The 24,826-nt window shown below is 70.6% G+C and carries 23 protein-coding genes; 14 read left to right on the top strand and 9 right to left on the bottom strand.

Features of this window, described 5'->3' with window-relative positions; genetic code table 11:
- The first annotated feature begins 23 nt into the window (after nucleotides 1-23).
- The 4 genes from AB0H78_RS00820 to AB0H78_RS00805 all read left to right on the top strand — a co-directional run bounded on the left by AB0H78_RS00820 (nucleotide 24) and on the right by AB0H78_RS00805 (nucleotide 2,470).
- Nucleotides 24-188, top strand: a complete 165-nt coding sequence (locus AB0H78_RS00820) for a DUF4177 domain-containing protein (protein WP_206961848.1) — start codon at nucleotides 24-26, stop codon at nucleotides 186-188.
- On the top strand, nucleotides 185-655 hold the full coding sequence (locus AB0H78_RS00815) for a RidA family protein (RefSeq protein WP_363232016.1): 471 nt from the start codon (nucleotides 185-187) through the stop codon (nucleotides 653-655). Before AB0H78_RS00820 ends, AB0H78_RS00815 begins: the two co-directional genes overlap by 4 nt.
- Nucleotides 656-687: 32 nt before the next feature.
- Nucleotides 688-1,560: an NUDIX hydrolase gene (locus tag AB0H78_RS00810; protein WP_363232015.1), complete on the top strand. Its 873-nt coding sequence runs from the start codon at nucleotides 688-690 to the stop codon at nucleotides 1,558-1,560.
- A gap of 79 nt (nucleotides 1,561-1,639) precedes the next feature.
- A complete protein-coding gene (locus AB0H78_RS00805; RefSeq protein WP_363232014.1) occupies nucleotides 1,640-2,470 on the top strand; it encodes an MBL fold metallo-hydrolase in 831 nt (276 codons plus the stop codon).
- A 75-nt stretch (nucleotides 2,471-2,545) separates the two neighbouring features.
- On the opposite strand, the gene AB0H78_RS00800 is transcribed toward AB0H78_RS00805, so the two are convergent.
- Nucleotides 2,546-3,220 carry a Crp/Fnr family transcriptional regulator gene (locus tag AB0H78_RS00800; protein ID WP_164258843.1) on the bottom strand — a complete coding sequence of 225 codons (675 nt, stop codon included), beginning with the start codon at nucleotides 3,218-3,220 and terminating at the stop codon, nucleotides 2,546-2,548.
- A gap of 227 nt (nucleotides 3,221-3,447) precedes the next feature.
- On the opposite strand from AB0H78_RS00800, the gene nth reads away from it, so the two are divergent.
- From nth to AB0H78_RS00780, 4 genes are read left to right on the top strand one after another with little or no spacing between them, the layout of a single operon-like run.
- Entirely contained in the window at nucleotides 3,448-4,338 is an 891-nt protein-coding gene (gene nth / locus AB0H78_RS00795; RefSeq protein WP_363232013.1) for an endonuclease III, read from the top strand.
- A 60-nt stretch (nucleotides 4,339-4,398) separates the two neighbouring features.
- The gene (locus tag AB0H78_RS00790) at nucleotides 4,399-5,106 is read left to right on the top strand and encodes a CoA pyrophosphatase (RefSeq protein WP_363232012.1); all 708 of its coding nucleotides are present in this window, start codon (nucleotides 4,399-4,401) and stop codon (nucleotides 5,104-5,106) included.
- 13 nt (nucleotides 5,107-5,119) lie between these two features.
- Entirely contained in the window at nucleotides 5,120-6,325 is a 1,206-nt protein-coding gene (locus AB0H78_RS00785; protein WP_363232011.1) for a MarP family serine protease, read from the top strand.
- 24 nt (nucleotides 6,326-6,349) lie between these two features.
- Nucleotides 6,350-7,696 (top strand): 6-phospho-beta-glucosidase, encoded by a 1,347-nt coding sequence (locus AB0H78_RS00780; RefSeq protein WP_363232010.1) that lies wholly within the window; start codon nucleotides 6,350-6,352, stop codon nucleotides 7,694-7,696.
- Between the two features lie 24 nt (nucleotides 7,697-7,720).
- Here AB0H78_RS00780 and AB0H78_RS00775 read toward each other — a convergent pair whose 3' ends face one another.
- The 6 genes from AB0H78_RS00775 to AB0H78_RS00750 all read right to left on the bottom strand — a co-directional run bounded on the left by AB0H78_RS00775 (nucleotide 7,721) and on the right by AB0H78_RS00750 (nucleotide 15,605).
- Nucleotides 7,721-7,900 carry a hypothetical protein gene (locus AB0H78_RS00775; RefSeq protein WP_363232009.1) on the bottom strand — a complete coding sequence of 60 codons (180 nt, stop codon included), beginning with the start codon at nucleotides 7,898-7,900 and terminating at the stop codon, nucleotides 7,721-7,723.
- Nucleotides 7,901-8,006: 106 nt separating this feature from the next.
- Nucleotides 8,007-8,933 carry an alpha/beta hydrolase gene (locus tag AB0H78_RS00770; protein ID WP_363232008.1) on the bottom strand — a complete coding sequence of 309 codons (927 nt, stop codon included), beginning with the start codon at nucleotides 8,931-8,933 and terminating at the stop codon, nucleotides 8,007-8,009.
- On the bottom strand, nucleotides 8,930-9,472 hold the full coding sequence (locus AB0H78_RS00765; protein WP_363232007.1) for a phage holin family protein: 543 nt from the start codon (nucleotides 9,470-9,472) through the stop codon (nucleotides 8,930-8,932). Before AB0H78_RS00765 ends, AB0H78_RS00770 begins: the two co-directional genes overlap by 4 nt.
- Nucleotides 9,473-9,523: 51 nt before the next feature.
- Entirely contained in the window at nucleotides 9,524-10,933 is a 1,410-nt protein-coding gene (gene nhaA / locus AB0H78_RS00760) for a Na+/H+ antiporter NhaA (protein ID WP_363232006.1), read from the bottom strand.
- Between the two features lie 272 nt (nucleotides 10,934-11,205).
- Entirely contained in the window at nucleotides 11,206-13,179 is a 1,974-nt protein-coding gene (gene acs / locus AB0H78_RS00755) for an acetate--CoA ligase (protein WP_363232684.1), read from the bottom strand.
- A 98-nt stretch (nucleotides 13,180-13,277) separates the two neighbouring features.
- Nucleotides 13,278-15,605 carry a SulP family inorganic anion transporter gene (locus tag AB0H78_RS00750; RefSeq protein ID WP_363232005.1) on the bottom strand — a complete coding sequence of 776 codons (2,328 nt, stop codon included), beginning with the start codon at nucleotides 15,603-15,605 and terminating at the stop codon, nucleotides 13,278-13,280.
- 220 nt (nucleotides 15,606-15,825) lie between these two features.
- Here AB0H78_RS00750 and AB0H78_RS00745 point away from each other — a divergent pair, with 220 nt between their 5' ends.
- Nucleotides 15,826-17,082 carry a hypothetical protein gene (locus AB0H78_RS00745; protein WP_363232004.1) on the top strand — a complete coding sequence of 419 codons (1,257 nt, stop codon included), beginning with the start codon at nucleotides 15,826-15,828 and terminating at the stop codon, nucleotides 17,080-17,082.
- Between the two features lie 245 nt (nucleotides 17,083-17,327).
- Here AB0H78_RS00745 and AB0H78_RS00740 read toward each other — a convergent pair whose 3' ends face one another.
- Nucleotides 17,328-18,314: an ATP-binding protein gene (locus tag AB0H78_RS00740; RefSeq protein ID WP_363232003.1), complete on the bottom strand. Its 987-nt coding sequence runs from the start codon at nucleotides 18,312-18,314 to the stop codon at nucleotides 17,328-17,330.
- A 102-nt stretch (nucleotides 18,315-18,416) separates the two neighbouring features.
- Between AB0H78_RS00740 and AB0H78_RS00735 the strand changes: the two genes are divergently transcribed.
- On the top strand, nucleotides 18,417-19,250 hold the full coding sequence (locus tag AB0H78_RS00735) for an oxidoreductase (protein ID WP_363232002.1): 834 nt from the start codon (nucleotides 18,417-18,419) through the stop codon (nucleotides 19,248-19,250).
- A gap of 326 nt (nucleotides 19,251-19,576) precedes the next feature.
- On the opposite strand, the gene AB0H78_RS00730 is transcribed toward AB0H78_RS00735, so the two are convergent.
- Nucleotides 19,577-20,425 carry an HAD-IB family hydrolase gene (locus AB0H78_RS00730; RefSeq protein WP_363232001.1) on the bottom strand — a complete coding sequence of 283 codons (849 nt, stop codon included), beginning with the start codon at nucleotides 20,423-20,425 and terminating at the stop codon, nucleotides 19,577-19,579.
- Nucleotides 20,426-20,881: 456 nt separating this feature from the next.
- Between AB0H78_RS00730 and ssd the strand changes: the two genes are divergently transcribed.
- From ssd to AB0H78_RS00710, 4 genes are read left to right on the top strand one after another with little or no spacing between them, the layout of a single operon-like run.
- Nucleotides 20,882-21,985 carry a septum site-determining protein Ssd gene (gene ssd / locus AB0H78_RS00725; protein WP_363232000.1) on the top strand — a complete coding sequence of 368 codons (1,104 nt, stop codon included), beginning with the start codon at nucleotides 20,882-20,884 and terminating at the stop codon, nucleotides 21,983-21,985.
- Nucleotides 21,982-23,133 carry a TadA family conjugal transfer-associated ATPase gene (locus AB0H78_RS00720; RefSeq protein ID WP_363231999.1) on the top strand — a complete coding sequence of 384 codons (1,152 nt, stop codon included), beginning with the start codon at nucleotides 21,982-21,984 and terminating at the stop codon, nucleotides 23,131-23,133. Before ssd ends, AB0H78_RS00720 begins: the two co-directional genes overlap by 4 nt.
- Nucleotides 23,130-23,978 (top strand): type II secretion system F family protein, encoded by an 849-nt coding sequence (locus tag AB0H78_RS00715; protein ID WP_363231998.1) that lies wholly within the window; start codon nucleotides 23,130-23,132, stop codon nucleotides 23,976-23,978. The genes AB0H78_RS00720 and AB0H78_RS00715 overlap by 4 nt, the downstream gene beginning before the upstream one ends.
- The gene (locus tag AB0H78_RS00710) at nucleotides 23,975-24,745 is read left to right on the top strand and encodes a type II secretion system F family protein (RefSeq protein WP_363231997.1); all 771 of its coding nucleotides are present in this window, start codon (nucleotides 23,975-23,977) and stop codon (nucleotides 24,743-24,745) included. Before AB0H78_RS00715 ends, AB0H78_RS00710 begins: the two co-directional genes overlap by 4 nt.
- The last annotated feature ends 81 nt before the right edge of the window (nucleotides 24,746-24,826 follow it).

The following is a 24,826-nucleotide window of genomic DNA, read 5'->3' as shown; positions in this document are numbered from 1 at the left end:
GTGACAGCGACTACAGTCGGCACATGAGCAAGAAGTGGGAGTACGCGACGGTGCCGCTGCTGGTGCACGCGACGAAGCAGATTCTGGACACCTGGGGCGAGGACGGCTGGGAGCTGGTCCAGGTCGTGCCCGGGCCGAACAACCCCGAGCAGCTGGTGGCGTACCTCAAGCGGGAGAAGACCGCGTGAGCGGGGCCGTCGAGGCGCGGCTGGCCGAGCTCGGTCTGACGCTGCCGCAGGTCGTGCCGCCGCTGGCCGCGTACCAGCCGGCCGTGCAGTCCGGTGTGTACGTGTACACGGCGGGCCAGCTCCCCATGGTCGAGGGCAAGCTCCCGACGACCGGCAAGGTCGGCGCCGAGGTCACCGCCGAGGAGGCCAAGGAGCTCGCCAGGACCTGCGCTCTCAACGCGCTGGCCGCGGTCAAGTCGGTCGCGGGCGACCTGGACCGCATCGTGCGCGTCGTGAAGGTCACCGGCTTTGTCGCGTCGGCCACGGACTTCACCGGCCAGCCGGGTGTGCTGAACGGCGCGAGCGAGCTGCTCGGCGAGGTCCTCGGTGACAAGGGCGTGCACGCCCGCAGCGCCGTGGGCGTCGCGGTGCTCCCGCTGGACGCACCGGTCGAGGTCGAGATCCAGGTCGAACTGGACAAGGCCTAGAGCATGTAGGGCGCAGGCGTTAGCCTCCGCCCATGGCATCTCAGCAGGCCAACGGCCAGTGGTACCCCCCGGAGTGGCCCGACCGGATCCGCGCGCTCGCCAGTGGCGAGCTCACCGCGGTCGAGCCGCGCCGGGCCGCGACGGTCATGCTGCTGCGTGACACCCCGTCCGGACCCGCCGTCCATATGCTGCGCAGACGCGCCTCCATGGCATTCGCCGGAGGCGCGTACGCATATCCGGGCGGCGGCGTGGACCCCCGTGACGACGACCGCCCCGTCGGCTGGGCGGGGCCCGCACGGGAGGCCTGGGCGGAGCGCCTGGGCGTGGAGGCGTCGACGGCGCAGGCGATCGTCTGCGCGGCCGTACGGGAGACGTACGAGGAAGCCGGCGTGCTCCTCGCGGGCCCCACCGCCGACACGGTGGTCGACGACCTCTCCGGCGAGGACTGGGAGGCGGACCGCGCGGCCCTCGTCGCCCGTGACCTGTCCTTCGCGGACTTCCTGGACCGGCGGGGGCTCGTGCTGCGCTCCGATCTGCTCGGGGCGTGGGCGCGCTGGATCACCCCGGAGTTCGAGCCGAAGCGGTACGACACCTGGTTCTTCGTCGCCGCGCTCCCGCCGGGCCAGCGCACCCGCAACGCCTCGACGGAGGCGGACCGTACGGTGTGGACACGGCCGGAGGAGGCCGTCGAGGGCTACGACAAGGGGGAGCTGCTGATGATGCCGCCGACCGTGGCGACCCTGCGCGCACTCCGGCCGTACGCGACGGCGGCGGACGCACTGGCGGGGGCGGGTGACCAGGACATGACCGCGGTGCTGGCCCAGGCCCGTTTCGAGGACGGTCAGCTGGTCCTGAGCTGGCCGGGCCACGAGGAGTTCACGAAACGCATCACCCCCACCACGTGACCGCACCCGCGGCGACCGCCTTCGCCCGCCGTGTGCCGCCTCGCGCACCCTGCACACCGCCCCCCGAAAGGGACACCGCATGACCGACGCCGCAGCCTTGCCCGGCCAGCCCAGGGGCGGGGTGCTGTCCGGTCAGGCCACCGCCCGTACCGTCAACGTCCTCGCGCCCAACGCCTCCGCGATGACCCTCGACGGCACCAACACCTGGATCGTCTCCGAGCCGGACTCCGACCTCGCGGTCGTCGTCGACCCGGGCCCCCTGGACGACGTACACCTCAAGGCTGTCATCACGGCCGCCGAGCGCGCCGGCAAGCGCGTCGCGCTGACCCTCCTCACCCACGGCCACCCCGACCACGCGGAGGGCGCGGCCCGCTTCGCCGCCCTCACCCGTACGAACGTCCGCGCCCTCGACCCCGCCCTGCGTCTGGGCGACGAGGGACTCGGGGCGGGTGACGTCGTCACCACCGGCGGTCTGGAGCTGCGCGTGGTGCCGACCCCCGGCCACACCTCGGACTCGCTCTGCTTCCATCTGCCCGCAGATCAGGCGGTGTTGACGGGCGACACGGTCCTCGGCCGCGGTACGACGCTGGTCGCGCACCCCGACGGACGCCTCGGCGACTACCTCGACTCGCTGCGCCGCCTGCGCTCGCTGGCCGTCGACGACGGGGTGCACACGGTGCTGCCCGGCCACGGCCCCGTACTCGACGACGCGCAAGGAGCCGTCGAGTTCTACCTCGCGCACCGCGCGCACCGCCTCGCGCAGGTCGAGACGGCGGCCGAGAAGGGCATGACGACGCCGTCGGAGGTCGTGGCCCATGTCTACGCCGATGTGGACCGCTCGCTGTGGCCCGCGGCCGAGCTGTCGGTGCGGGCGCAGCTGGAGTATCTGCGGGAGCACGGGCTGATCTGATCCCGGCCTGGCGCACGACGAGGGGCCCCGCCACCGGCGGGGCCCCTCGGTCGTACGTCGTGCTTCGTACAGGCGTCAGCGCGAGCGCTTCGCCAGCCGCTCCACGTCCAGCAGGATGACGGCGCGCGCCTCCAGGCGCAGCCAGCCGCGGCCTGCGAAGTCCGCGAGGGCCTTGTTGACCGTCTCGCGGGAAGCGCCGACCAGCTGGGCCAGCTCTTCCTGCGTGAGGTCGTGCACCACGTGGATGCCTTCCTCGGACTGCACACCGAAGCGGCGCGACAGGTCGAGGAGGGCGCGGGCGACACGGCCGGGTACGTCGGAGAAGACCAGGTCGGACATCTGGTCGTTCGTCTTGCGGAGGCGGCGCGCGACGGCACGCAGCAGGGCGGTGGCCACCTCGGGGCGGACGTTCAGCCAGGGCTGGAGGTCGCCGTGGCCGAGACCCAGCAGCTTGACCTCGGTGAGCGCGCTCGCCGTGGCGGTACGCGGGCCCGGGTCGAAGAGCGACAGCTCGCCGATGAGCTCGCCGGGGCCCAGGACCGCCAGCATGTTCTCCCGGCCGTCGGGCGAGGTGCGGTGCAGCTTCACCTTGCCCTCGGTCACCACATAGAGCCGGTCGCCGGGGTCGCCCTCGTGGAAGAGGGCGTCGCCGCGGGCGAGCGTCACCTCACTCATCGAGGCGCGCAGCTCAGCGGCCTGCTCGTCATCGAGCGCCGCGAAGAGCGGGGCGCGCCGCAGAACGTCGTCCACGAGTTCTCTCCTTGTCGACCTGCTCGGGGGTCCGTGACCCCCATCATGCCGGACGTGTATATCAGTGTGATCGATCACAAGTCTGACGTACTGGGGCGCCTCGTCGTGCGGCAGGGGGCCGATTGGGGTGGTGATTGCCTGTGACCGGGGCGGATGTCAGTACCTGGCTCTAGGCTGGCCAGGTGTCCAAATCGCCGGTGAGAGCACAGGCCAAGGGGGCTGAACGGGTGTCAGCGAAGCGTGATTCTGCTGTGGGCGAACAACCCACCACCCGTCCTCCGCGTGCCGCAAGAACGACAGAAAAGACGAAGCCGAAGACGCAAGCCAAGGCTCAGCCGAAGACGAAGGCACAGCCCGAGTCGCGGACGGCGCTGGTCCGACGGGCGCGCCGTATCAACCGCGAGCTCGCGGACGTCTACCCGTACGCCCACCCCGAGCTCGACTTCGAGAACCCCTTCGAGCTCCTGGTCGCCACGGTGCTCTCCGCCCAGACCACCGACCTGAGGGTCAACCAGACGACGCCAGCGCTCTTCGCGAAGTACCCCACGCCCGAGGACATGGCGGCAGCGGTCCCCGAGGAGCTGGAGGAGATCCTGCGGCCCACGGGCTTCTTCCGCGCCAAGGCCAAGTCCGTCCTGGGCCTTTCCGCGTCGCTTCGGGACAACTTCGGCGGCGAGGTCCCCTCGCGCCTGGAGGACCTGGTCACGCTGCCCGGAGTCGGCCGCAAGACGGCCAATGTGGTCCTCGGCAATGTCTTCGGGGTTCCCGGCATCACGGTGGACACCCACTTCGGCCGCCTGGTGCGCCGCTGGAAATGGACGGCCGAGGAGGACCCGGTCAAGGTCGAGGCGGTCGTCGCCGACCTGTTCCCGCCCAAGGACTGGACGATGCTCTCGCACCGCGTCGTCTTCCACGGCCGCCGCATCTGCCATGCCCGCAAGCCCGCCTGCGGCGCCTGCCCCATCGCCGCGCTCTGCCCGGCGTACGGAGAAGGGGAGACGGATCCGGAGAAGGCGCAGAAGCTTCTCAAGTACGAGAAGGGCGGCCAGCCCGGCCAGCGGCTCAAGCCCCCGCCGGACTATCCGGGCAAGCCGGCGTCCCCGCTGGGCGCCGGATGACGGATGCGCCCAGTGGAACGATCAGGCCTGTCGCAGGCGTTGTGAGAGACGGGGGTGCCCATGACGCGAGCACATGAGACGTACGACGGCCGGATCGCGGCCAGGGTCACAGTCACGGCCGAAGGACTGCCCGACTGGCTGGCCCCGGTCGTCAGCGCCGCCGAGACCGTCAGGCCGGAGCAGCTCAGCCGCTTCCTGCCGCCGGAGAGCGGCAGCGGCCGCCAGTCCGCGGTGCTGATCCTCTTCGGTGAAGGCCCCAAGGGCCCCGAGCTGCTCCTGATGGAGCGCTCCAGCAGCCTGCGCTCCCATGCCGGCCAACCCTCCTTCCCCGGCGGCTCCCTGGACCCGGAGGACGGCGACCCCCGGACCGACGGGCCGCTGCGCGCCGCCCTGCGCGAGGCCGAGGAGGAGACCGGGCTCGACCCGGAGGGCGTCCAGCTCTTCGGGGTGCTGCCCCGCCTCTACATCCCCGTGAGCAGCTTCGTGGTGACGCCCGTGCTCGGCTGGTGGCGCGCACCGACCCCGGTCCGAGCTGTCGACCAGGCGGAAACGGCCCGGGTGTTCACGGTTCCCGTGGCCGATCTCACGGACCCGGCCAACCGTGCGACCGCCGTCCACCCGAGCGGCCATCACGGCCCCGCGTTTCTCGTCGAATCGGCTCTGGTCTGGGGTTTCACCGCCGGAGTCATCGACCGCATCCTGCATTTCGCGGGTTGGGAGCGCCCGTGGGACCGCTCCAAGCAGGTCCCGCTCGACTGGCGCGCATGACAGGCTGGCGACCGTGAACGTCCTGGACATCCTGCTGATACTGGCCGCCGTGTGGTTCGCGATCATCGGCTACCGCCAGGGATTCGTCGTCGGCATCCTGTCGGTGATCGGCTTCCTCGGCGGCGGTCTGGTCGCCGTCTTTTCGCTGCCTGTCATCTGGGACCAGCTCACCGACAAGTCCGAGGTGTCCACCGCGGCCAAGGTCGTCTGGGTCGTCCTCGTCATCGTCTGCGCCTCGATCGGCCAGGCCTTCACCACCCACCTCGGCAACAAACTCCGCCGCTACATCACCTGGTCGCCCGCCCGCGCCCTGGACGCCACAGGCGGCGTCCTGGTCAATGTCGTCGCCATGCTCCTCGTCGCCTGGCTGATCGGCTCGGCCCTCGCGGGCACCACCCTGCCGACCCTCGGCAAGGAGGTGCGCAGCTCCAAGGTGCTGCTCGGCGTCTCGCGCGCGATGCCCCCACAGGCTCCCGGCTGGTTCTCGCGCTTCTCCTCGGTCCTCGCCCAGAACGGCTTCCCGCAGGTCTTCTCGCCCTTCTCGAACGAACCGATCACCGACGTCCAGGCCCCCGACCCGGCGCTCGCCAACAGTGCCGTCGCGGCGCGTGCCCGTAAGTCGATCGTCAAGGTCGTCGGTACGGCGCCGGGCTGCGGCAAGGTCCTCGAAGGCTCCGGCTTCGTCTTCGGCGAACGCCGTGTGATGACCAACGCCCATGTCGTCGGCGGCGTCGACGAGCCCACCGTCCAGATAGGCGGGACGGGCCGGCTGTACGACGCCAAGGTCGTCCTCTACGACTGGGAGCGCGACATCGCCGTCCTCGATGTCCCCGATCTGCACGCCCCCGTCCTGCAGTTCGCCGACACCGACCACGACGCGCACAGCGGCGACAGCGCGATCGTCGCGGGCTTCCCGGAGAACGGCGCCTACGACGTCCGCTCGGCCCGTGTCCGCGGCCGGATCAGTCCCAACGGCCCCGACATCTACCACCGCGGCACGGTCCGCCGTGACATCTACTCCCTCTACACCACGGTCCGCCAGGGCAACTCCGGCGGACCGCTCCTCACCCCCGAAGGCAAGGTCTACGGAGTGGTCTTCGCCAAGTCCCTCGACGACGCGCACACCGGTTACGCCCTGACCGCCGACGAGATCCGCCAGGACATCGACAAGGGGCGCACCGCGGGACAGCAGGTCGACACCGAGGGATGCGCACTGTGAGGACGAAAGCGTGAGGACGGAACTGTGAGGCTCACGATCCTGGGCGGCGGAGGCTTCCGCGTACCGCTCGTGTACGGCGCGCTCCTGCGCGACCACGCCCCCGGCAGGGTCACCCACGTCACCCTGCACGACCTCGACCCGGCCCGCCTGAAGGCGATCGCGAAGGTCCTCGGGGACCAGGCGGGGGACACCCCGGACGCCCCCGAGGTCACCGTCACCACCGACCTCGACGAGGCCCTGCGCGGCGCCGACTTCGTCTTCTCCGCGATCCGCGTCGGCGGACTCGCGGGCCGCGCTGCCGACGAGCGGATCGCGCTGGCCGAGGGCGTCCTGGGCCAGGAGACGGTCGGCGCGGGCGGCATCGCGTACGGACTGCGTACCGTCCCCGTCGCCGTGGACATCGCCCGCCGCGTCGCCAGGCTCGCCCCCGACGCCTGGGTCATCAACTTCACCAACCCGGCCGGCCTGGTCACCGAAGCCATGGCCGCCCACCTCGGCGAGCGCGTCATCGGCATCTGCGACTCCCCGGTCGGCCTGGGCCGCCGCGTCGCCCGGACGCTGGGCGCCGACCCGGACCTGGCGCGCCTCGACTATGTGGGCCTCAACCACCTGGGCTGGCTGCGCGGTCTGTACGTAGGCGAGGAAGACCTCCTCCCGCGCCTCTTCGACGACGAGAAGCTGCTCACCTCCTTCGAGGAGGGCAAGCTCTTCGGCGCCGACTGGCTGCGCTCGATCCGCTCCGTCCCCAACGAATACCTGCACTACTACTACTTCAACCGCGAGACGACCGCCGCCTACCAGCAGGCCGAACAGACCCGCGGCGCCTTCCTCCACACCCAACAGGCGCGGTTCTACGAGGAGATGGCCTCGGGCACACCCAGCGCATGGGACGCCTGGGACCGCACCCGCGCCGAGCGCGAGGCCACGTACATGGCGGAGAACCGCGAGGCGTCGGGCGCGGGCGAACGGGCGGCGGACGACCTGGAGTCGGGCGGGTACGAGAACGTGGCGCTCGCGCTGATGCGGGCCATCGCCCGCGACGAGGAAGCCACCCTCATCCTCAACGTCCCCAACCGCTCGGCCCTCACCGTGCTCGACGAGGCAGCCGTCATCGAGATCCCGTGCCGGATCGACGCGAACGGCCCGCGCCCGCTGGCCGTATCGCAGCTCACCGGCCACGAAGCCGGTCTGGTGACAGCCGTGAAGGCCGTCGAGCGCTGCGTACTGGAAGCGGCGGAGAGCGGATCGGCGCGAGCGGCGGCGAAGGCTTTCGCACTCCACCCGCTGGTCGATTCCGTGAACGTGGCGCGGAGGCTGCTCGACGGATACCGGGGCGTGCACCCCGGCCTCGGCTACCTCACCAGGCCCTGAAGGCCCCGGAGTTCTGCCGGAGTTCTAGATGCGCTGATGGCGCAGCCGCGCCGAGACCCAGCGCGCCCTGCGCCGGAGGATCAGCGGGATGCCGAGACGGGGATCGTGCCCCTGATCATGGGGTCCGCCCCTCTCGTGGGTGCTCAGGCCCGTGGCCGAGCGGCGGTTGCGTGCTGCGTCACCGTAGTCGTGCGTCCAGCCCATACTCCGACGTCTGCCCGTGCCCCAAGGTCGGTAATCGCCTCTCGGGCAGCCAATTGGCCTATGCGCGAGGCATTTGGCTGTTCGCAGGACAGACGTTCGTTTACGGCTACCGGTCGGGCTCGGGGTCCTTGAGCCAGTTCACCAGCTCAGCGCTGAAAGCCGCCGGATCCTCCTCATGCGGGAAGTGTCCGAGACCGTCGAACAGCCGCCACCGGTAAGGCGCTTCGACGTACTCGCCGGATCCCGCCGCACTCCGCGTCCGCATCACCGGGTCCAGCGATCCGTGCAGATGCAGCGTCGGTACGCGTACCGGCCGCTTCATCCTCCGGTTGAACTGGATCCCGTCCGGCCGCGCGAGCGAACGCACCATCCAGCGGTAGGGCTCCACCGAGCAGTGCGCGGTCGACGGGATCGACATGGCGCGCCGGTAGGCGTCCACGGCCTCCTCCTCGGGAGGCGTGGGCCCCGACCACTCCCGCATCAGCCGACCCACCAACGCCGCGTCATCCGCGACCAGTTGACGCTCCGGCAGCCACGGCCGCTGAAAGCCCCACACGTACGACCCCGACCGCGACTGCGAGAAGTCCGAGAGCATCGCCGAGCGCCACCGCCGCGGGTGCGGCATCGAGGAGACGGCGAGACGGCGTACGAGCTTGGGCCGCATCACGGCCGCCGTCCACGCGAGATAGCCGCCCAGATCGTGGCCGACGAGCGCCGCGTCCGGCTCGCCGAGGGAGCGGATCACCCCGGTGATGTCGAGGGCGAGGTTGGCCGGGTCGTAGCCCCGGGGCGTACGGTCGCTGCCGCCCACCCCGCGCAAGTCCATGGCGACCGCCCGGAATCCGGCGTCGGCGAGCGCGGTGATCTGGTGCCGCCAGGTCCACCAGAACTGCGGGAAGCCGTGCAGAAGGAGCACCAGCGGGCCGTCACCGGCCTCGGCGATATGGAAGCGCGCACCGTTGGCGGCGACATCGCGGTGGGTCCAGGGCCCGTCGAGACGTACGACGGAACCCGATTCTGCTGAGGCGGTCATGCAGACGAGCGTGCCACAGCCGAGGACTCCCCATTGACCGCTGCTTCGATGGCCGCCTGGTCGAGGACCTTGTCCAGCTCCACGGCCGGACGCGGGTGCGGCTTGACGCCCTGGAGTACGGCCGTCGTCTCCTTGACCGAAGCGGCGACCTTCTGCGGGCCCTTGCCCTTCTTGGCCTTCTTGACGAAGACCGTGCCGATCAGCGCGAGCAACCCGGCCACCAGCACGTTCACGCCGAAGGAGAGGAGGAAGCAGAGCGCCATGTTCCAGTGCGTCCAGGTACGGAACCCGTACGCGAGGGCGAAGCTCAGCATCGGCAGCGAGAAGAGCAGCACCGCACCGGCCGCCGCGAACGCCCCGCCGCCGGTCGCTCCGCGCTTGACGTCCTGTCGCAGCTGGGCCTTGGCCAGGGCGATTTCGTCGTGTACGAGCGCTGACATCTCGGCTGTCGCCGAGGCGACCAGCTGCCCCAGGCTGCGGTCGGTGGCGCCGACGTCGACTCCGACGGTCGTGCCGGCAGTGCTGCCAGGCTCGCTCATGACTGACTCTCCCTCATCTTCGTCTCCCGGATCTCCACGTCCGTTGTCAGATCATGCCGGACGCTCGCCCTTGTCGCCCGCCGCCCCCGCCACTTCTGCCGCTTCGGCCCGACGCCGGTGCTCGGCCGCCTTCCCCTCGTAGATCGCGGCCATGCGCAGGTGGTACTCGGGCTTGTCCTGCTCGTAGATGTCGGGAATGCCGTCGTGGTCGTCGTCCCGCTCCTCTTCCTCGCAGAGCGCGCGGTACTTGCGGTTGCGCGCCTTGAGGAGGACGGAGGCGATGAGGGCCGAGACCAGCGACCCCACGAGGACGGCGGCCTTCACTTCGTCGGTCATCAACTCGTCGCCGTCGAAGGCCAGTTCGCCGATGAGCAGCGAGACCGTGAAGCCGATCCCGGCGAGCGAGGAGACGGCGAGCACGTCCGCCCAGGCCAGTTCCTCGTTGAGCTCGGCCCGGGTGAAGCGGGCGGTGAGCCAGGTGCCGCCGAAGATACCGACGGCCTTGCCGACCACCAGGCCGAGTACGACACCGAGGGTCTCGGGCTTGCTGAACACATCCGCGAGCACCCCGCCGCCGATGAACACCCCGGCGGAGAACAGCGCGAACAGCGGCACCGCGAGCCCGGCGGAGATCGGCCGTACAAGGTGCTCGATGTGCTCGCCGGGGGAGTGCTGTTCCCCGTCCCGCTTGGTGCAGCGGAGCATCAGGCCCATGGCGACGCCCGCGATGGTGGCGTGGATGCCGCTGTTGTACATCAGGGCCCAGATGGCCAGGGCCAGCGGGACGTACACGTACCAGCCGCGTACGTTCTTGCGCAGCAGCAGCCAGAAGACGGCGAGGCCCACGACGGCGCCGCCCAGCGCGGCGAAGTTGATGTCGCTGGTGAAGAAGACCGCGATGATCAGGATGGCGAAGAGGTCGTCGACGACGGCGAGCGTGAGCAGGAAGGCGCGGAGCGCGGACGGCAGCGAAGTGCCGATGACCGCGAGCACGGCGAGCGCGAAGGCGATGTCGGTGGCCGTGGGGACGGCCCAGCCGTCCATGGATCCGCCGCCGACGGTGTTGACGACGAAGTACACCAGGGCGGGTGCCGCCATGCCGCAGATCGCGGCGACGACGGGGAGCACGGCGGCCTTGGGGTCGCGCAGTTCGCCCGCGACCAGTTCGCGCTTGAGCTCGATGCCGGCCACGAAGAAGAAGACGGCGAGGAGTCCGTCGGCGGCCCAGTGCTGGATGGAGAGATCGAGCCCCAGGGAGCTGGGCCCGAGGTGGAAGTGGCTGACGGTGTCGTAGCTGCCGCCCCAGACGTTCGCCCAGATCACGGCGACGACGGCGGCGACGAGCAACAGGACACCGCCGACGGTCTCGGCGCGCAGCGCGTCCGCGATGTAGGTCCGCTCGGGGAGCGAGAGCCGTCCGAGGACCTTGCGGCCGTCGTTGCTGGGGGCGGGCGCGGTCATCGGTGGGCGACCTCCGGTCGGTTGGGCAGCACGAAACACATGCCGACCAGACTTCCCGGCGCACCTTTTGACGCGATGTTGACGCGGCAATCACTCTACCGGGTAAGCGCACAGGCTCGGCTGGTGATCGTCACCTTACGGACAGATCACCCCGCAGGCGCGCCGGAAAGGCCATACCGGGCATACGCCCGCCCGGGACCACGTAAGCCGAAATCAAACGACGGGGGCCCGGCCGCGCGCCACGCGCGGCCGGGCCCCACGCACCCCAGCGATCAGTCCTCGCTACCCGCACTCGGCAGCTTGTTCTGGATCAGGTCCATGACCGAGGAGTCGGTCAGCGTCGTGACGTCACCCATCTCGCGGTTCTCCGCGACATCCCGCAGCAGCCGCCGCATGATCTTCCCGGACCGCGTCTTGGGCAGCTCCGCCACCGGCAGCACCCGCTTCGGCTTGGCGATCGGGCCGAGCACCGCGCCGACGTGGTTGCGGAGCTCCGTGGCCAGGTCGTCCGACTCCGCGGCCGTGCCGCGCAGGATCACGAAGGCCACGATGGCCTGGCCCGTCGTCTCGTCCGCCGCGCCGACGACCGCCGCCTCGGCGACCGCGGGGTGGGAGACGAGCGCGGACTCGACCTCGGTGGTCGAGATGTTGTGGCCGGACACCAGCATCACGTCGTCGACGCGCCCGAGCAGCCAGATGTCGCCGTCGTCGTCCTTCTTGGCGCCGTCGCCCGCGAAGTACTTGCCCTCGAAGCGCGACCAGTAGGTGTCGATGAACCGCTGGTCGTCGCCCCAGATCGTCCGCAGCATCGACGGCCACGGCTCGGTCAGCACCAGATAGCCGCCCCCGCCGTCGGGAACCTCGTTCGCGTCGTCGTCGACGACGGTCGCCGAGATGCCCGGCAGGGCGCGCTGCGCGGAGCCCGGCTTGGTCTCGGTGACGCCCGGCAGCGGCGAGATCATCATCGCGCCGGTCTCGGTCTGCCACCAGGTGTCCACGATCGGGCAGGTGTCGGCGCCGATGTGCTTGCGGTACCAGATCCAGGCCTCGGGGTTGATCGGCTCACCGACGGACCCCAGCACGCGCAGCGACGACAGGTCGAACTTGGCGGGGATGTCGTCCCCCCACTTCATGAAGGTCCGGATCGCGGTCGGCGCCGTGTAGAGGATCGTCACGCCGTACTTCTGCACGATCTCCCAGAAGCGCCCCTGGTGCGGGGTGTCCGGGGTGCCCTCGTAGATCACCTGGGTGGCGCCGTTGGCGAGCGGTCCGTAGACGATGTACGAGTGCCCGGTGACCCAGCCGATGTCGGCCGTGCACCAGTAGACATCCGTCTCCGGCTTGAGGTCGAAGACCGCGTGGTGGGTGTACGACGCCTGGGTGAGGTAGCCGCCGGAGGTGTGCAGGATGCCCTTCGGCTTACCCGTGGTGCCCGAGGTGTAGAGGATGAAGAGCGGCTGCTCCGCCTCGAAGGCCTCGGGGGTGTGCTCGGCGGACTGACGGGCGACGATGTCGTCCCACCAGACATCGCGTTCCGCGTTCCATACGACGTCCTGGCCCGTACGCCGTACGACCAGCACGTTCTCGACCTGCGGGCACTTGGCGACGGCCTCGTCGATGGCCGGCTTCAGCGCCGAGGGCTTGCCGCGGCGGTAGCCGCCGTCCGACGTGATGACGAGCTTGGCGTCGGCGTCCTGGATGCGGGAGGCGACGGCCTCGGCCGAGAAGCCGCCGAAGACCACCGAGTGGGCGGCGCCGATGCGGGCGCAGGCCAGCATCGAGATGACGGCCTCCGGGATCATCGGCAGATAGACGGCGACCCGGTCGCCCTTGACCACACCCAGCTCGGTCAGGGCGTTCGCGGCGCGCGACACCTCGTCCTTGAGCTCGGCGTACGTGATGGCACGGCTGTCACCCGGCTCGCCCTCGAAGTGGATGGCGACGCGGTCGCCGTTGCCGGCCTCGACATGGCGGTCGACGCAGTTGTACGCGACGTTGAGCTTGCCGTCCGCGAACCACTTGGCGAAGGGCGGGTTGGACCAGTCGAGCGTCTCCGTGGGCTCGGTCGCCCAGCTGAGCCGCCGGGCCTGCTCGGCCCAGAAGCCGAGGCGGTCGGTCTTCGCCTGCTCGTACGCCTCCGCCGTGACGTTCGCGTTCGCGGCCAGCTCGGCGGGCGGCGCGAAGCGACGCTCCTCCTTGAGCAGGTTGGCCAAGCTCTCGTTGCTCACGACATCGCCCTTCTCCATAAAACCCTCGTGTCCCAGGTCATACCTCATCAGCCCGTGACGCTCCCTGACAAGAGCTCACGGTAAGAAATTGGTGTAGACCTGTTGTGGCGCCGGGGCTACGCGGGAGCGACCTCGGCGAAGACACCCTTCATCTCATGGTCGTGCGCATCGGTGAGCAGGTACGCCTGGGCCTCGCCCACATGGAAGTACATGCCGTGCAGCTCCAGGGTGCCCTCGGCCAGCCGCCTGGCCACCGACTCATGGCTCCGCAGGTGTTCGAGCTGCTGCACCACGTTGGTCAGACAGAGCTGTTCCACCGCATCGGCGGGGAGCCGTCCGGAGATCCGCGCCCAGGAGTGGTGCCGGCTCCGCATCCGCGCCAGGCTGGGCAGCCCGTGCCGCAGCCAGCGCCGCAGCGGGGTCATCGGGGCGTCCGGGGAGGCGTTGAGCAGTGCCTGCATCGCACCGCACCCCGAGTGCCCGCAGACGGTGATCGAGTCGACCCGCAGGATGTCCACCGCGTACTCGATGGCGGCGGCGACCGAGTCGTCCCCGGCCTCCGCGCCGGGCAGCGGCACCAGGTTTCCCACGTTCCGTACGGTGAAGAGATCGCCCGGGCCGCTGGACGTGATCATGCTGGTGACCACGCGGGAGTCGGAGCAGGTGAGGAAGAGCTGGGAGGGTGTCTGGCCCTCGCGGGCGAGGCGTGCCAGTTCTTCCCGTACCAGCGGAGCCGTATTGCGCTGGAACGAGCTCACTCCGCTGGCCAGCCGGCGGTTCGCTGGCCGCTGCTCGGGGTGGTGGTCGTCGCAGTGGTGGTTGCGCCAGGCCGTCCAGGGGCGGCAGCAGCTCTGCGCCGCGGAGGCGGGCTCGGCGATACGGCCACCGGCGCGACCCGTCACCTCGACGCGGCCGCCGCGCGCGGTGTGCGCCTCCTGCCAGTGCTGCAGCGTCTCGTACGCGGCGTGGTCCATGAAGGAGCCGTCCAACTCCACGACCACATGGGCCCCCTGGGGAATGTGCCCCAGCGTCCGGCTCAGCCGCGGGACCGCGAGGAACGTCAACTGCCCGCGCGCCCGCACCCGGTGGACCCCGCTCTCTTCCTCCGTGCAGATGATCCGCGTCCTGGCGAGGCGGTGCAGCGCGACACCGACGGCCACCGCGATCCCCAGGACGACGCCCTGGAGCACACCGAGAAGCACGACACCGCAGACCGTGGCCGCGTACACCAGGAACTCGCGGTGCTTGTGGACGTTGCGGATGTGCGCGAAGTTGACCATCTGGATGCCGACCATCATCACGAGCGCCGCCAGCGCGGCGAGCGGGATCCACTCCAGGACGGTGACCAGCAGGCCCGCGGCCAGCAGCACCCACACCCCGTGCAGCACCGTCGATGCGCGGCTCGTGGCTCCGGCCCGCACATTCGCCGTGCCGCGCACGGCGCCGCCCGACACGGGGAGCCCGCCGAGCAGTCCGGACACGGCATTGGCGATGCCCTGCCCACGCAGCTCGCGGTCGAGGTCCGCCTTGCCGCCGGTGGCGCCGGGCCGGTCGGCGCTCATCTTGTCCACGGCCACCGCGGAGAGCAGCGACTCCAGGCTGGCCACCAGCATCACCGTGAAGACGGCCGTGATCAGTCCGAGCACCGGCCCCTTCGGCATCTCCGGCAGCGCGTGCGAACTCCAGGACGGCAGGTCGACGCGGGCGATGCCGGGCGCCGCGACGGCGGCCACGGCGGTCGCCAGGACGACCGAGGTGAGCGCGGCGGGAATCTTCCGCAGCTTCTTGCCGATACGGCCGGGAAGGCGGGGCCAGGCCACCAGTACGGCGATGGTGAGGGCGCCGATGAGGGGTGCGGCGGGTCCCACGCGGGCCAACTGCCCTGGCAGAGCAAGTGCGTTGTCCATGGCGGAGCTCTGGGGTGTACCGCCGAGGACGATGTGCAGCTGGGCCAGTGCGATGGCGACGCCGATGCCGGCGAGCGTGCCGTGCACGATGGCGGGGGAGACGGCGAGTGCGCCGCGCGCCGTACGGAGCGAGCCCAGGACGACCTGGAGCAGACCCGCGCAGATGGTGATGGCGCAGGTGGTGCGCCAGCCGTACACCTGGATCAACCCGGCGGTGACCACGGTCAGTCCGGCCGAAGGGCCACTGACCTGAAGGGCCGATCCGCCGAGCAGTCCGGCGAGGATTCCGCCGACGGCAGCGGCGACGAGGCCTGCCTCCAGCGGGGCGTTGATGGCGACCGCGAGCCCCAGAGACATCGGGACGGCGATCAGGAAGACGGTGATCGAGGCGGAGAGGTCGGCCCCGGCGATACGGAGCCTGAAGCGCGGCCGACGACCGTTCCCGTCTCCGTCTCCGCCGGGCGGCGGGGAGTGGGGGCGCTGGGAGCGCGGAATGCGCAGACGTGTACGGGTGCGAGTGGGGGCGCAGGCAGACATGGTTTCCCGTCTCCTCCGGGGCAGCGCGGTCGCGGACAAGTGGTGACGCGGCCGTGGGTCACGGCGTGCAGCGGCGGGATTTATCAACTCTCGGTAAACGAATCGTAATGCAGAGTAAAGATCGGGGCCGGGTAATACGGACAAATGGCGCAATGGTTCACCCGATTCAGTGACTGTGTCGCCTGGCATCGGTCAAGACGGAGGGGCAAGGGTTGGGCCCATGATGGACACCCCCCGAAAAATCGCACTCTGGTCGATTTCCGCGGCTCTGCTCGCCGGCGCCGCAGGCTGTTCGGGCGCGGAGCAGGCGGCCCCCGGCGGTAAAAAGGGCGCTGCGGCCCAGCCGCACCAGGCCCCGGCCGTCGCGCCGGTCCGCCTGATCGGCGACGGCTCCACGGCGTACACCGGAGCACAGCCAAACGTCCTGCGTCCCGAGCGGCTGAAACCCGGGCAGCAGCCACCACAGTTCGTCGTCTTCTCCTGGGACGGTGCGGGTGAGGACAGCCAGAAGCTCTTCTCGCACTTCCGCAAGGTCGCCAAGGAGAACGACGCGACGATGACCTTCTTCCTCAGCGGCGTCTACATGCTGCCGACCGAGAAGCGCGACCTCTACTCCCCGCCCCGGCACTCCCAGGGCAGCTCCGACATCGGCTTCAACGACATCAAGTCGATCCGCAACACCGCCGATCAGATCCGCGCGGCCTGGCAGGACGGCAACGAGATCGGCACCCACTTCAACGGGCACTTCTGCGGGCCCGACGGCGGGGTCGGCACCTGGTCCGTACCGGAGTGGCAGAGCGAGATCCGCCAGGCCAAGTCCTTCGTGAAGACCTGGAAGTCCACCACCGGCCTGAAGCACGAGAAGCCGCTGCCCTTCGACTACGAGCGGGAGCTCGTCGGCGGCCGCACCCCCTGCCTGGAGGGCCAGCAGAACGAGATGCGGGCCGCCCGGACGCTGGGCTTCCGCTACGACTCCAGCGGCGTCGGCACCCAGATCTGGCCGCAGCGGCGCGAGGGCATGTGGGACATCCCGATGCAGACGGTCCCTGTGCCGGGACGGGCCTTCGAGACGCTCTCGATGGACTACAACTTCATGTTCAACCAGTCGGGGACGGTGCACGGCGACCCGTCGAAGCACGCCTACTGGGGCAACCAGATGCGCGACGGCCTGCTCCAGGCCTTCGACCGCGCGTACACCGGGAACCGCGCCCCGCTGATCATGGGCAACCACTTCGAGTCCTGGAACGGCGGCACGTACATGCGCGCCGTCGAGGAAGTGGTCCGCACGGTCTGCAAGAAGAAGGGCGTGCGCTGCGTGTCCTTCAAGCAGCTGGTGAACTGGATGGAGGCCCAGGACCCGGCGACGATCAAGAAACTGCAGCAACTCGCCGTGGCCCAGCAGCCGAAGGAGGGATGGGCGGCCTATCTGGCCGCGCATCCGCACCAGTTGGACGTCAAGAAGTCGCAGCACCACTGAACTCGACGAGTTTCCTTCGGGGTGCTGCGCCGGCCTCCGGCCGTCGGTTCGGGCCGACGGCCGTGGTGGTCATGACGCTTGTGCGGCCAGCAGTTTCTCGCCCAGCATGAACGCGGGGTCGACCTGGGCAGCCAGGCAGGTTCCTCTTTTTGCACCCCTCGCACTGTTCGGCGCTGAGGCGCCTCACAGGCTTCGGGGTGCTGCGCCGGCCTCCGGCCGTCGGTTCGGGCCGACGGCCGTGGTGGTCATGACGCTTGTGCGGCCAGCAGCTTCTCGCCCAGCATGAACGCGGGGTCGACCTGGGCAGCCAGGTCGGCCCCCGTTTTCTCGTTGCCCCAACTCTCCGCGTTCTTCAGGTGGAAGTGCACCATCTGGCGCGTGTAGCGCTCCCAGTCGCGCTGCTCGTACGAATCCTCCGCGGCGTCCTGAAGTGCCTGCAGGGCCAGCCTGTTGCCCGCCTCCAGGAGTTCGAAGCGGGGCGGGCGGCCCTTCTCCATCGCGCGCACCCAGTCGGAGTGGGCGACGGTGACCAGGAGGTCGTCGCCGACCTCGGAGCGCAGGAAGTCCAGGTCGTCCTTGTCGCGCACCTTGTTGCCGACGACCTTCAGCGCGATGCCGAAGTCCCGTGCGTACTCCTTGTACTGGCGGTACACCGAGACTCCCTTCCTGGTCGGTTCCGCCACCAGGAAGGTCATGTCGAAGCGGGTGAACATCCCCGAGGCGAAGGAGTCGGAGCCCGCCGTCATGTCGACGACCATGAACTCCTCGGGCCCGTCGATCAGATGGTTGAGGCAGAGCTCGACCGCGCCGACCTTGGAGTGGTAGCAGGCCACACCCAGGTCGGACTCGGTGAAGGGCCCCGTCGCCATCAGCCTGATCACGCCGTCGTCGAGCTGGACGGGGCGCGCGCAGGCGTCGTACACCGGATTGCTCCCGGTGATTTGCAGCAGACGCGAGCCCTCGCCGGGCGGCGTCGTCTTGATCATCGTCTCGGCGGAGGCGATCCGGGGGTTGGAGCCGCGGAGATAGTCCTTGATGAGGGGGAGGTGCGCGCCCATCGCGGGCAGCGCGGCGGTCTCCTCGTCGCTCAGGCCGAGCGCGGCGCCCAGGTGCTGGTTGATGTCGGCGTCGACGGCGACGACGGGGGCTTCATTGGCGGTGAGGTGGCGGATGAAGAGCGATGACAGCGTGGTCTTGCCGCTGCCGCCCTTCCCCACGAAAGCGATCTTCATGTTCACGAAGGGTAGCCGGATGACTGCGGTGCGTGGGTGCCCTCAGTGAAGAAGACCACTCCAAGGTGGGGCGGGTGGTAGGGGCGCGTAGCCTCCCTACTTATGAGTACGTCTTCATCGGGTCCGACGGATCCCCTTGCCGCCCTGGGTTCGCTGCCGGGTGTCGGCGAAGCTGTCGACTCCGTGCGCAAGGCCGTGGACCAGGTCTACGGGCACCGCGTCATGCGGCGCCGCAGCAACGAGGTCACGGCGGAGGCGGCGCTGCGCGGTTCGCGCGGGTCGGCCGCACTTTCGGGAGCGGACTGGGCGCTGGAGGAGGTACGGCGGCGCACCGACTTCAGCGGTGAGGACGAGGCCCGTACGGTCGGCGCCGCCTTGCGGCTGACCGCCGAGGCGGGTCAACTGCTCTCCATCTGGCGGCAGTCGCCCCTTCGCGTCCTCGCGCGGCTGCATCTGGTCGCCGCCGGCGGAGTGAGCCCGGAGGGCACCGTGGGCCGCCCCCGGCTCGCGGGCGAACCGGTGGACGAGCCGCTGGTCGAGCTCGCGGTGCCCGACTCGGCCGAGGTCGCGGGACGGCTGGACGGGCTCGCGGAGCTGATCATCGCCGGGAGTTCCGCGCCTGCGCTGGTCACGGCCGCGGTCGTACACGGTGAACTGCTCGCGCTGCGGCCCTTCGGTTCGCACAACGGCCTCGTCGCGCGTGCTGCCGAGCGGATCGTGCTGATCGGCAGCGGCCTGGACCCGAAGTCCATCTGCCCGGCCGAGGTCGGCCACGCGGAACAGGGGCGGGCGGCGTACGCCGCGGCGCTCGACGGCTATGCGTCGGGGACCCCGGAAGGTATGGCGGCCTGGATCGCGCACTGTGGTCGCGCGGTGGGTCTCGGGGTGCGGGAGTCGACTGCCGTCTGCGAGGCGCTGCAGCGGGGCGCGGCCTGACAGGTTCCGTGTCCGGGGATCAGGCCCCGGAAAGGGTTGCGGCGGTACCGGATTCGGTACCGCCGCTGGCATGTCTGCCGAGTTACCAAGCGTCCTCGAATATTGCCCATCAGGTCGGGTTCTTTATGCCCGTTACCTGGTGCGGCTGGCCCGTAATCGACGGGTCGACGTCGCGTGGGTGCTCAACTTCCATGCTCGGTCCGTGGGGCCTTACTGCGTCTTCAGGTGATCCTCTCGGATGTCCTTGGTCTCGCGGGCCGTTGAATCCTTTGTACTCCTGATGCCGGGGAAGCGGAACCCCTGGCCGCACTTCTTTACTTTTAGGTTCAAATACGGGCAAATGCACTGCGTCGCCGACCTGCCCGGTTCACGTACCAGACAAGGCCTGCGGTTGCCGCGGCAGCACCGACCGCGGCAGCCGCGACGAGGGCCGGCCGGGGCGGGATCCGGAAGCCGGGCAGTCGCTGCTTCAGCCTGACCGGACGGTTGAAGACGAGAATCGGCCAGTCGCGGGCCGTCGCTTCGCGGCGCAGCGCGCGGTCGGGATTGACCGCGTAGGGATGGCCGACCGATGCGAGCATCGGGACGTCGGTGGCCGAGTCGCTGTACGCGTAACAGCGCGCCAGGTCGTAGCCCTCGGAGGCGGCGAGCTCCTTGACCGCCTCCGCCTTGGTGGGCCCATAGGCGTAGTACTCCACCTCGCCGGTGAAGCAGCCGTCCTCGCCGACGACCATCCGCGTGGCCACCACGCGGTCGGCGCCGAGGAGATCGCCGATCGGCTCGACGACCTCGGCGCCGGAAGTCGAGACGATCACCACGTCGCGGCCGGCGGCGTGGTGCTCCTCGATGAGGGAGGCGGCCTCGTCGTAGATGATCGGATCGATGAGGTCGTGGAGCGTCTCGGCGACGATCTCCTTGACCTGCTGGACGTTCCAGCCTTTGCAGAGCGCGGAGAGGTACTCGCGCATCCGCTCCATCTGGTCGTGGTCGGCGCCTCCCGCGAGGAAGACGAACTGTGCGTACGCGGTGCGCAGCACAGCCCTTCGGTTGATCAGTCCGCCTTGGTAGAAGGACTTGCTGAAGGTCAGCGTCGACGATTTGGCGATGACCGTCTTGTCGAGGTCAAAGAAGGCTGCGGTACGCGGAGAGGAGTGGTTTTCCACGACGCCGAGCATAGGCGCCCACCATTCGGCGTACTCTGTGGCGCGTGGGTTTGCCTGAGAAGGCCTTCGGGTACACCATGGAAGTCACGGATCGTTCGCGACCGTGCTACCCCGGTTCGGCTCCTCCCCCCCCGAGTCGACCGTGGGGACGACCCCAGCTCTCCCCCCCGGCTGGGGTCGTCGCATGTCCGGACGCATTTTCGGCTCCGGTATCTGATCTCGTCCTGTCGGGTCCCCTCCTTGCGTGCCGCGCCGGCGTCTTCCTCTGACCACCAAGACTCGTCACCGTGTGTAGTGGTTGCGCTGCGCTCCGGAAGTCACTGGTATGAGTGGCGGACATATTCACAACCGTTCGCTTGTCCACAGTTTTTAAGCAAGATCCACTCAATTTCCCGGATCCCTGCACGGTGATTGCGAGCCCGAACTTCGCGGCTCGAATCAATCGCAGTGAGAAGGGGGGCGGAGATCGTGGCTGGATCCTTCACGCCTGATCGTCTGTCGACTGCCGGGGAACGCAGGGGCGGACCGCTGATCGTCACCGAGGATGCGGAACTTCTCGACGACCTGCTTCGCCTGTGCGCCGCGGCCGGAGCGGAACCGGAAGTCCATCACGGGGTGCCGGACCGGAAGGGTGGCTGGGAGGGTGCGCCGCTGATTCTGGTCGGCGGCGACGCGGCGCCCCGGGTGCGCGGTGCCGTGCGCAGACCCGGGGTGTATCTCGTGGGCAAGGACCAGGACGACCCCGATGTCTGGCGTCGTGCCGTGGAGATCGGCGCCGACCATGTGCTGATGCTGCCCGACGCGGAGAGCTGGCTCGTCGAGCGCATCGCCGATGTGGCCGAAGGGGTGGGGAAGCAGGCGCTGACCGTAGGGGTGATCGGAGGGCGGGGCGGGGCCGGGGCTTCGACACTTGCCTGCGCGCTGGCGGTGACCGCCGCACGCGGTGGGCAGCGCACCATGCTGATCGACGGGGATCCGCTCGGCGGCGGTCTGGACGTACTCCTCGGCGGAGAACAGGCCAAAGGGCGGCGCTGGCCGGATTTTGCCCGGTCCAAGGGGCGGGTCGGCGGGGTCGCGCTCGAGGAGTCGCTGCCGCAGATGCACGCCCTGCGTGTGCTGAGCTGGGACCGCAGGGATGCCGTGACGATCGCGCCGGATGCGATGCGCACGGTGCTGGCCGCCGCGCGCAGGGGTGGCGGGGTGGTCGTGGTGGATCTGCCGCGGCGGGTCGACGAGAGCGTGGCGGAGGCGCTGGCGCAGCTGGATCTGGGGCTGCTCGTGGTGCCGGGCGAGCTGCGGGCCGTCGCCGCCGCGGGGCGCGTGGCCTCGATGGTGTCGATGGTGCTCACGGATCTGCGGGCGGTGGTGCGCGGCCCTTATGGGGCGGGGCTCGACGAGGAGTGGGTCGCCCGGGCGCTTGCGCTTCCTCTTGCGGGTGAACTTCCGTTGGAAGAGGGCTTGTTGGAGGCGCAGGGCAGTGGTGCCCCGCCGGGCAGCAGGGTGCGGGGGCCGCTGGCGCGCTTCTGTACGGCCTTCTGGGAGCAGGCGCTGGCGGGCGGTGGGGTGGCATGAGTGCGGGGCTTCTGGAGGCCGTACGGCAGCGGCTGGCGGAGAGCGGGGCCGAACCGACACCGGCCAGGGTGGCCGCGGCGTTGCGCGAGCAGGGGCGGCTGCTGGGGGACGCCGAAGTGCTGGGCGCGGCCGACGAGTTGCGCTCGGAGCTGGTGGGGACGGGGCCGCTTCAGGCGCTGCTCGCCGATCCATGCGTGACGGATGTGCTGGTGGCAGCACCTGACCGGGTGTGGGTGGACCGGGGTGCCGGGCTCGAACTGACCGGGGTGGTCTTTCCGGACGCGGCCGCCGTACGGCGCCTTGCGCAGCGCCTGGCGGCGGTGGCGGGGCGGCGGCTCGACGATGCGCGGCCGTGGGTGGATGCGCGGCTGCCGGACGGGACACGGATGCATGCGGTGCTGGAGCCGGTGGCCGTCGGGTCGACGTGCCTCTCGCTGCGGGTGGTGCGGCGACAGGCTTTCACACTGGGCGAGTTGGTGGCGGCGGGGACGGTCCCGCCGGCCGGCGAGGAGGTGCTGCGGGCGCTGATCGGGGCCCGGCTCTCCTTCCTGGTCAGCGGCGGGACGGGCAGCGGGAAGACGACGCTGCTGTCGTCGCTGCTCGGTCTGGTCGGCCCGCAGGAGCGGATCGTGCTGGCCGAGGACTCGGCGGAACTGCGGCCCGATCACCCGCATGTCGTGCGCCTCGAGGCGCGGCCGCCCAACCAGGAGGGCGCAGGGCGGGTGACGCTGCAGGATCTGGTGCGCCAGGCGCTGCGGATGAGACCCGACCGGCTGGTGGTCGGGGAGGTCCGGGGAGCCGAGGTGACCGAGCTGCTGGCCGCTCTGAACACGGGCCATGAGGGCGGTTGCGGGACGGTCCATGCCAATGCGGCGGCGGACGTGCCGGCGCGGCTGGAGGCGCTGGGGACGGCGGCGGGGCTCGATCGGGCAGCGCTGCACAGCCAGTTGGCGGCCGCACTGGCTGTGGTGGTCCATCTCGTACGGGACCGGGCCGGGCAGCGGCGGATCGCGGAGGTCCGGGTGCTGGACCGGGATCCGGCGGGGCTGGTCGTGACCGTACCGGCGCTGCGGTGGGGTGCGGAGGGCTTTGTGCACGAGCGGGGCTGGGAGCGGCTGCGCTCGATGATCGCGGGAGGTGCGGGATGAACGGGGTGATGTTCGCAGCGGTGTTGTGTTCCGGGCTGGCCGTGTGGCTTTTCGCGGGGCGTGACCAGGGGTTGCGGAGAGCCCGGCTGCTGTTCGCCGACGGGGCGGCGGTGGCGGCTGCGGGGCCGGTGCGGAAGGCGCCGGTGTGGGCGGACTGGCGACGGCTGCCTCGCGAGTGGCTGTGTCTGCCGGTGGCGGCGGTGGTGGCCGTACTGGGCGTGTCCGTACTGCCGTTGATCGCGGGAGCGGTGGCGGTGCCTCTGGTGGGGCGGCGGTTGAGGAAGGCGGCTGCGGCGCGGATACGGCTTCGGCGGACCGATGCGGTGATCGCCCTGTGCGGGGCCGTGGCGGGCGAGCTGCGGGCGGGGCGGCAGCCGGGGCAGGCGCTGCTCGCCGCCGGGCGGGGCTCGGGGGCGTTCGGCGGGGCGGAGGCCGCGGTGCTGGCGGCGGCCCGGTTCGGCGGCGACGTGCCCGGTGCGCTGCGGCTGGCGGCGCTGGAGCCGGGGGCCGAGGGGCTGGTCGGGGTGGCTGCCTGCTGGCGGGTCTCGGTGGACGGCGGGGCGGGTCTCGCTGCCGGGCTGGACGGTCTGGAGCGGGCGCTGCGCACGGAACGGGACCAACGTGCGGACCTGCATGCCGAATTGGCGGGGGCGCGCTCGACGGTCGTGATCCTTGCGGTGCTGCCGGTGATGGGGCTCCTGCTGGGGACGGGGCTGGGCGCGGACCCGCTGCGGACGCTGCTGCACTCGCCGGCGGGCCTCGGTTGCCTGGTGGCGGGCGGGGTGCTGGAAGGGGCCGGTCTTGTGTGGGCCGGGCGGATCGTACGAGCGGGGGAGGGCGCGTGAGCGGCGAAGTTGTCCACAGGCTGGGGGCGGTCGTGTGCGTAACGTCCGCGCTGGGGTGGCTGGCCTTCGAGGTGGAGGCGCGCCGCAGGGACCGGCGGGTGCGCAGGCGGGTTGCCGCTCTGCTGGCCATGGAGCGTGCGAGGCGGTCGCGGTGGCGGCCCGCGTACGGAGTGTGGGGGCGCCGCTGGGGCGGACCGGCGGGGGCCCTGGTCACCGGCTATGTGCTGGTGGGCGGTGTGGCCGGGGTCGTGGTGGGTCTCGGCGCAGCCTGTGGGGTGTGGCGCTGGCAGCGGCGGCGCAGGCCGTCCGCGGGCGCGGACAGGCTCGTTAGCGGTGAACTCCCTCTTGCCGCGGATCTGTTGTCGGCCTGTGTCGCAGCCGGGGCGAGCCCGCGCGAGGCGGCCGAGGCGGTGGGGGAGTCGCTCGGGGGCCGGGTCGGCGAGGTGTTGGCCAGGGCGGCAGCGGAGCTGCGGCTCGGCGGTGAACCGGCCCAGGCGTGGGGGCGGTTCGGGGCGATACCGGGGGCGTCCGCGCTGGCCCGCTGTCTGGAGCGATCCGGGTCCACCGGGGCTCCGGCCGCCGAAGCGGTGGCCCGGCTGGCCTCGGGTCTGCGGGCCGAGCAGGCGCGGGCGGCCAGGGCCCGGGCGCAGCGGGCATCCGTACGGATCACGGCTCCGGTGGGGCTCTGCTTTCTGCCGGCCTTCCTGGCGGTGGGGGTGGCGCCGGTGGTGATCGGTCTGGCGAGTCATCTGCTGCGCGGCAACTGAAGCAGGACAACTGAGGTTCGAATTCAAGGGGGTTGATGGCATGTGGAACTGGATGCGGGCCCGTGTGAGCGCGGGCGCCAG

It is taken from the genome of Streptomyces sp. NPDC050738, from assembly GCF_040654175.1.
Classification (GTDB): domain Bacteria; phylum Actinomycetota; class Actinomycetes; order Streptomycetales; family Streptomycetaceae; genus Streptomyces.
This window is presented reverse-complemented; position numbering and strand designations above follow the sequence as displayed.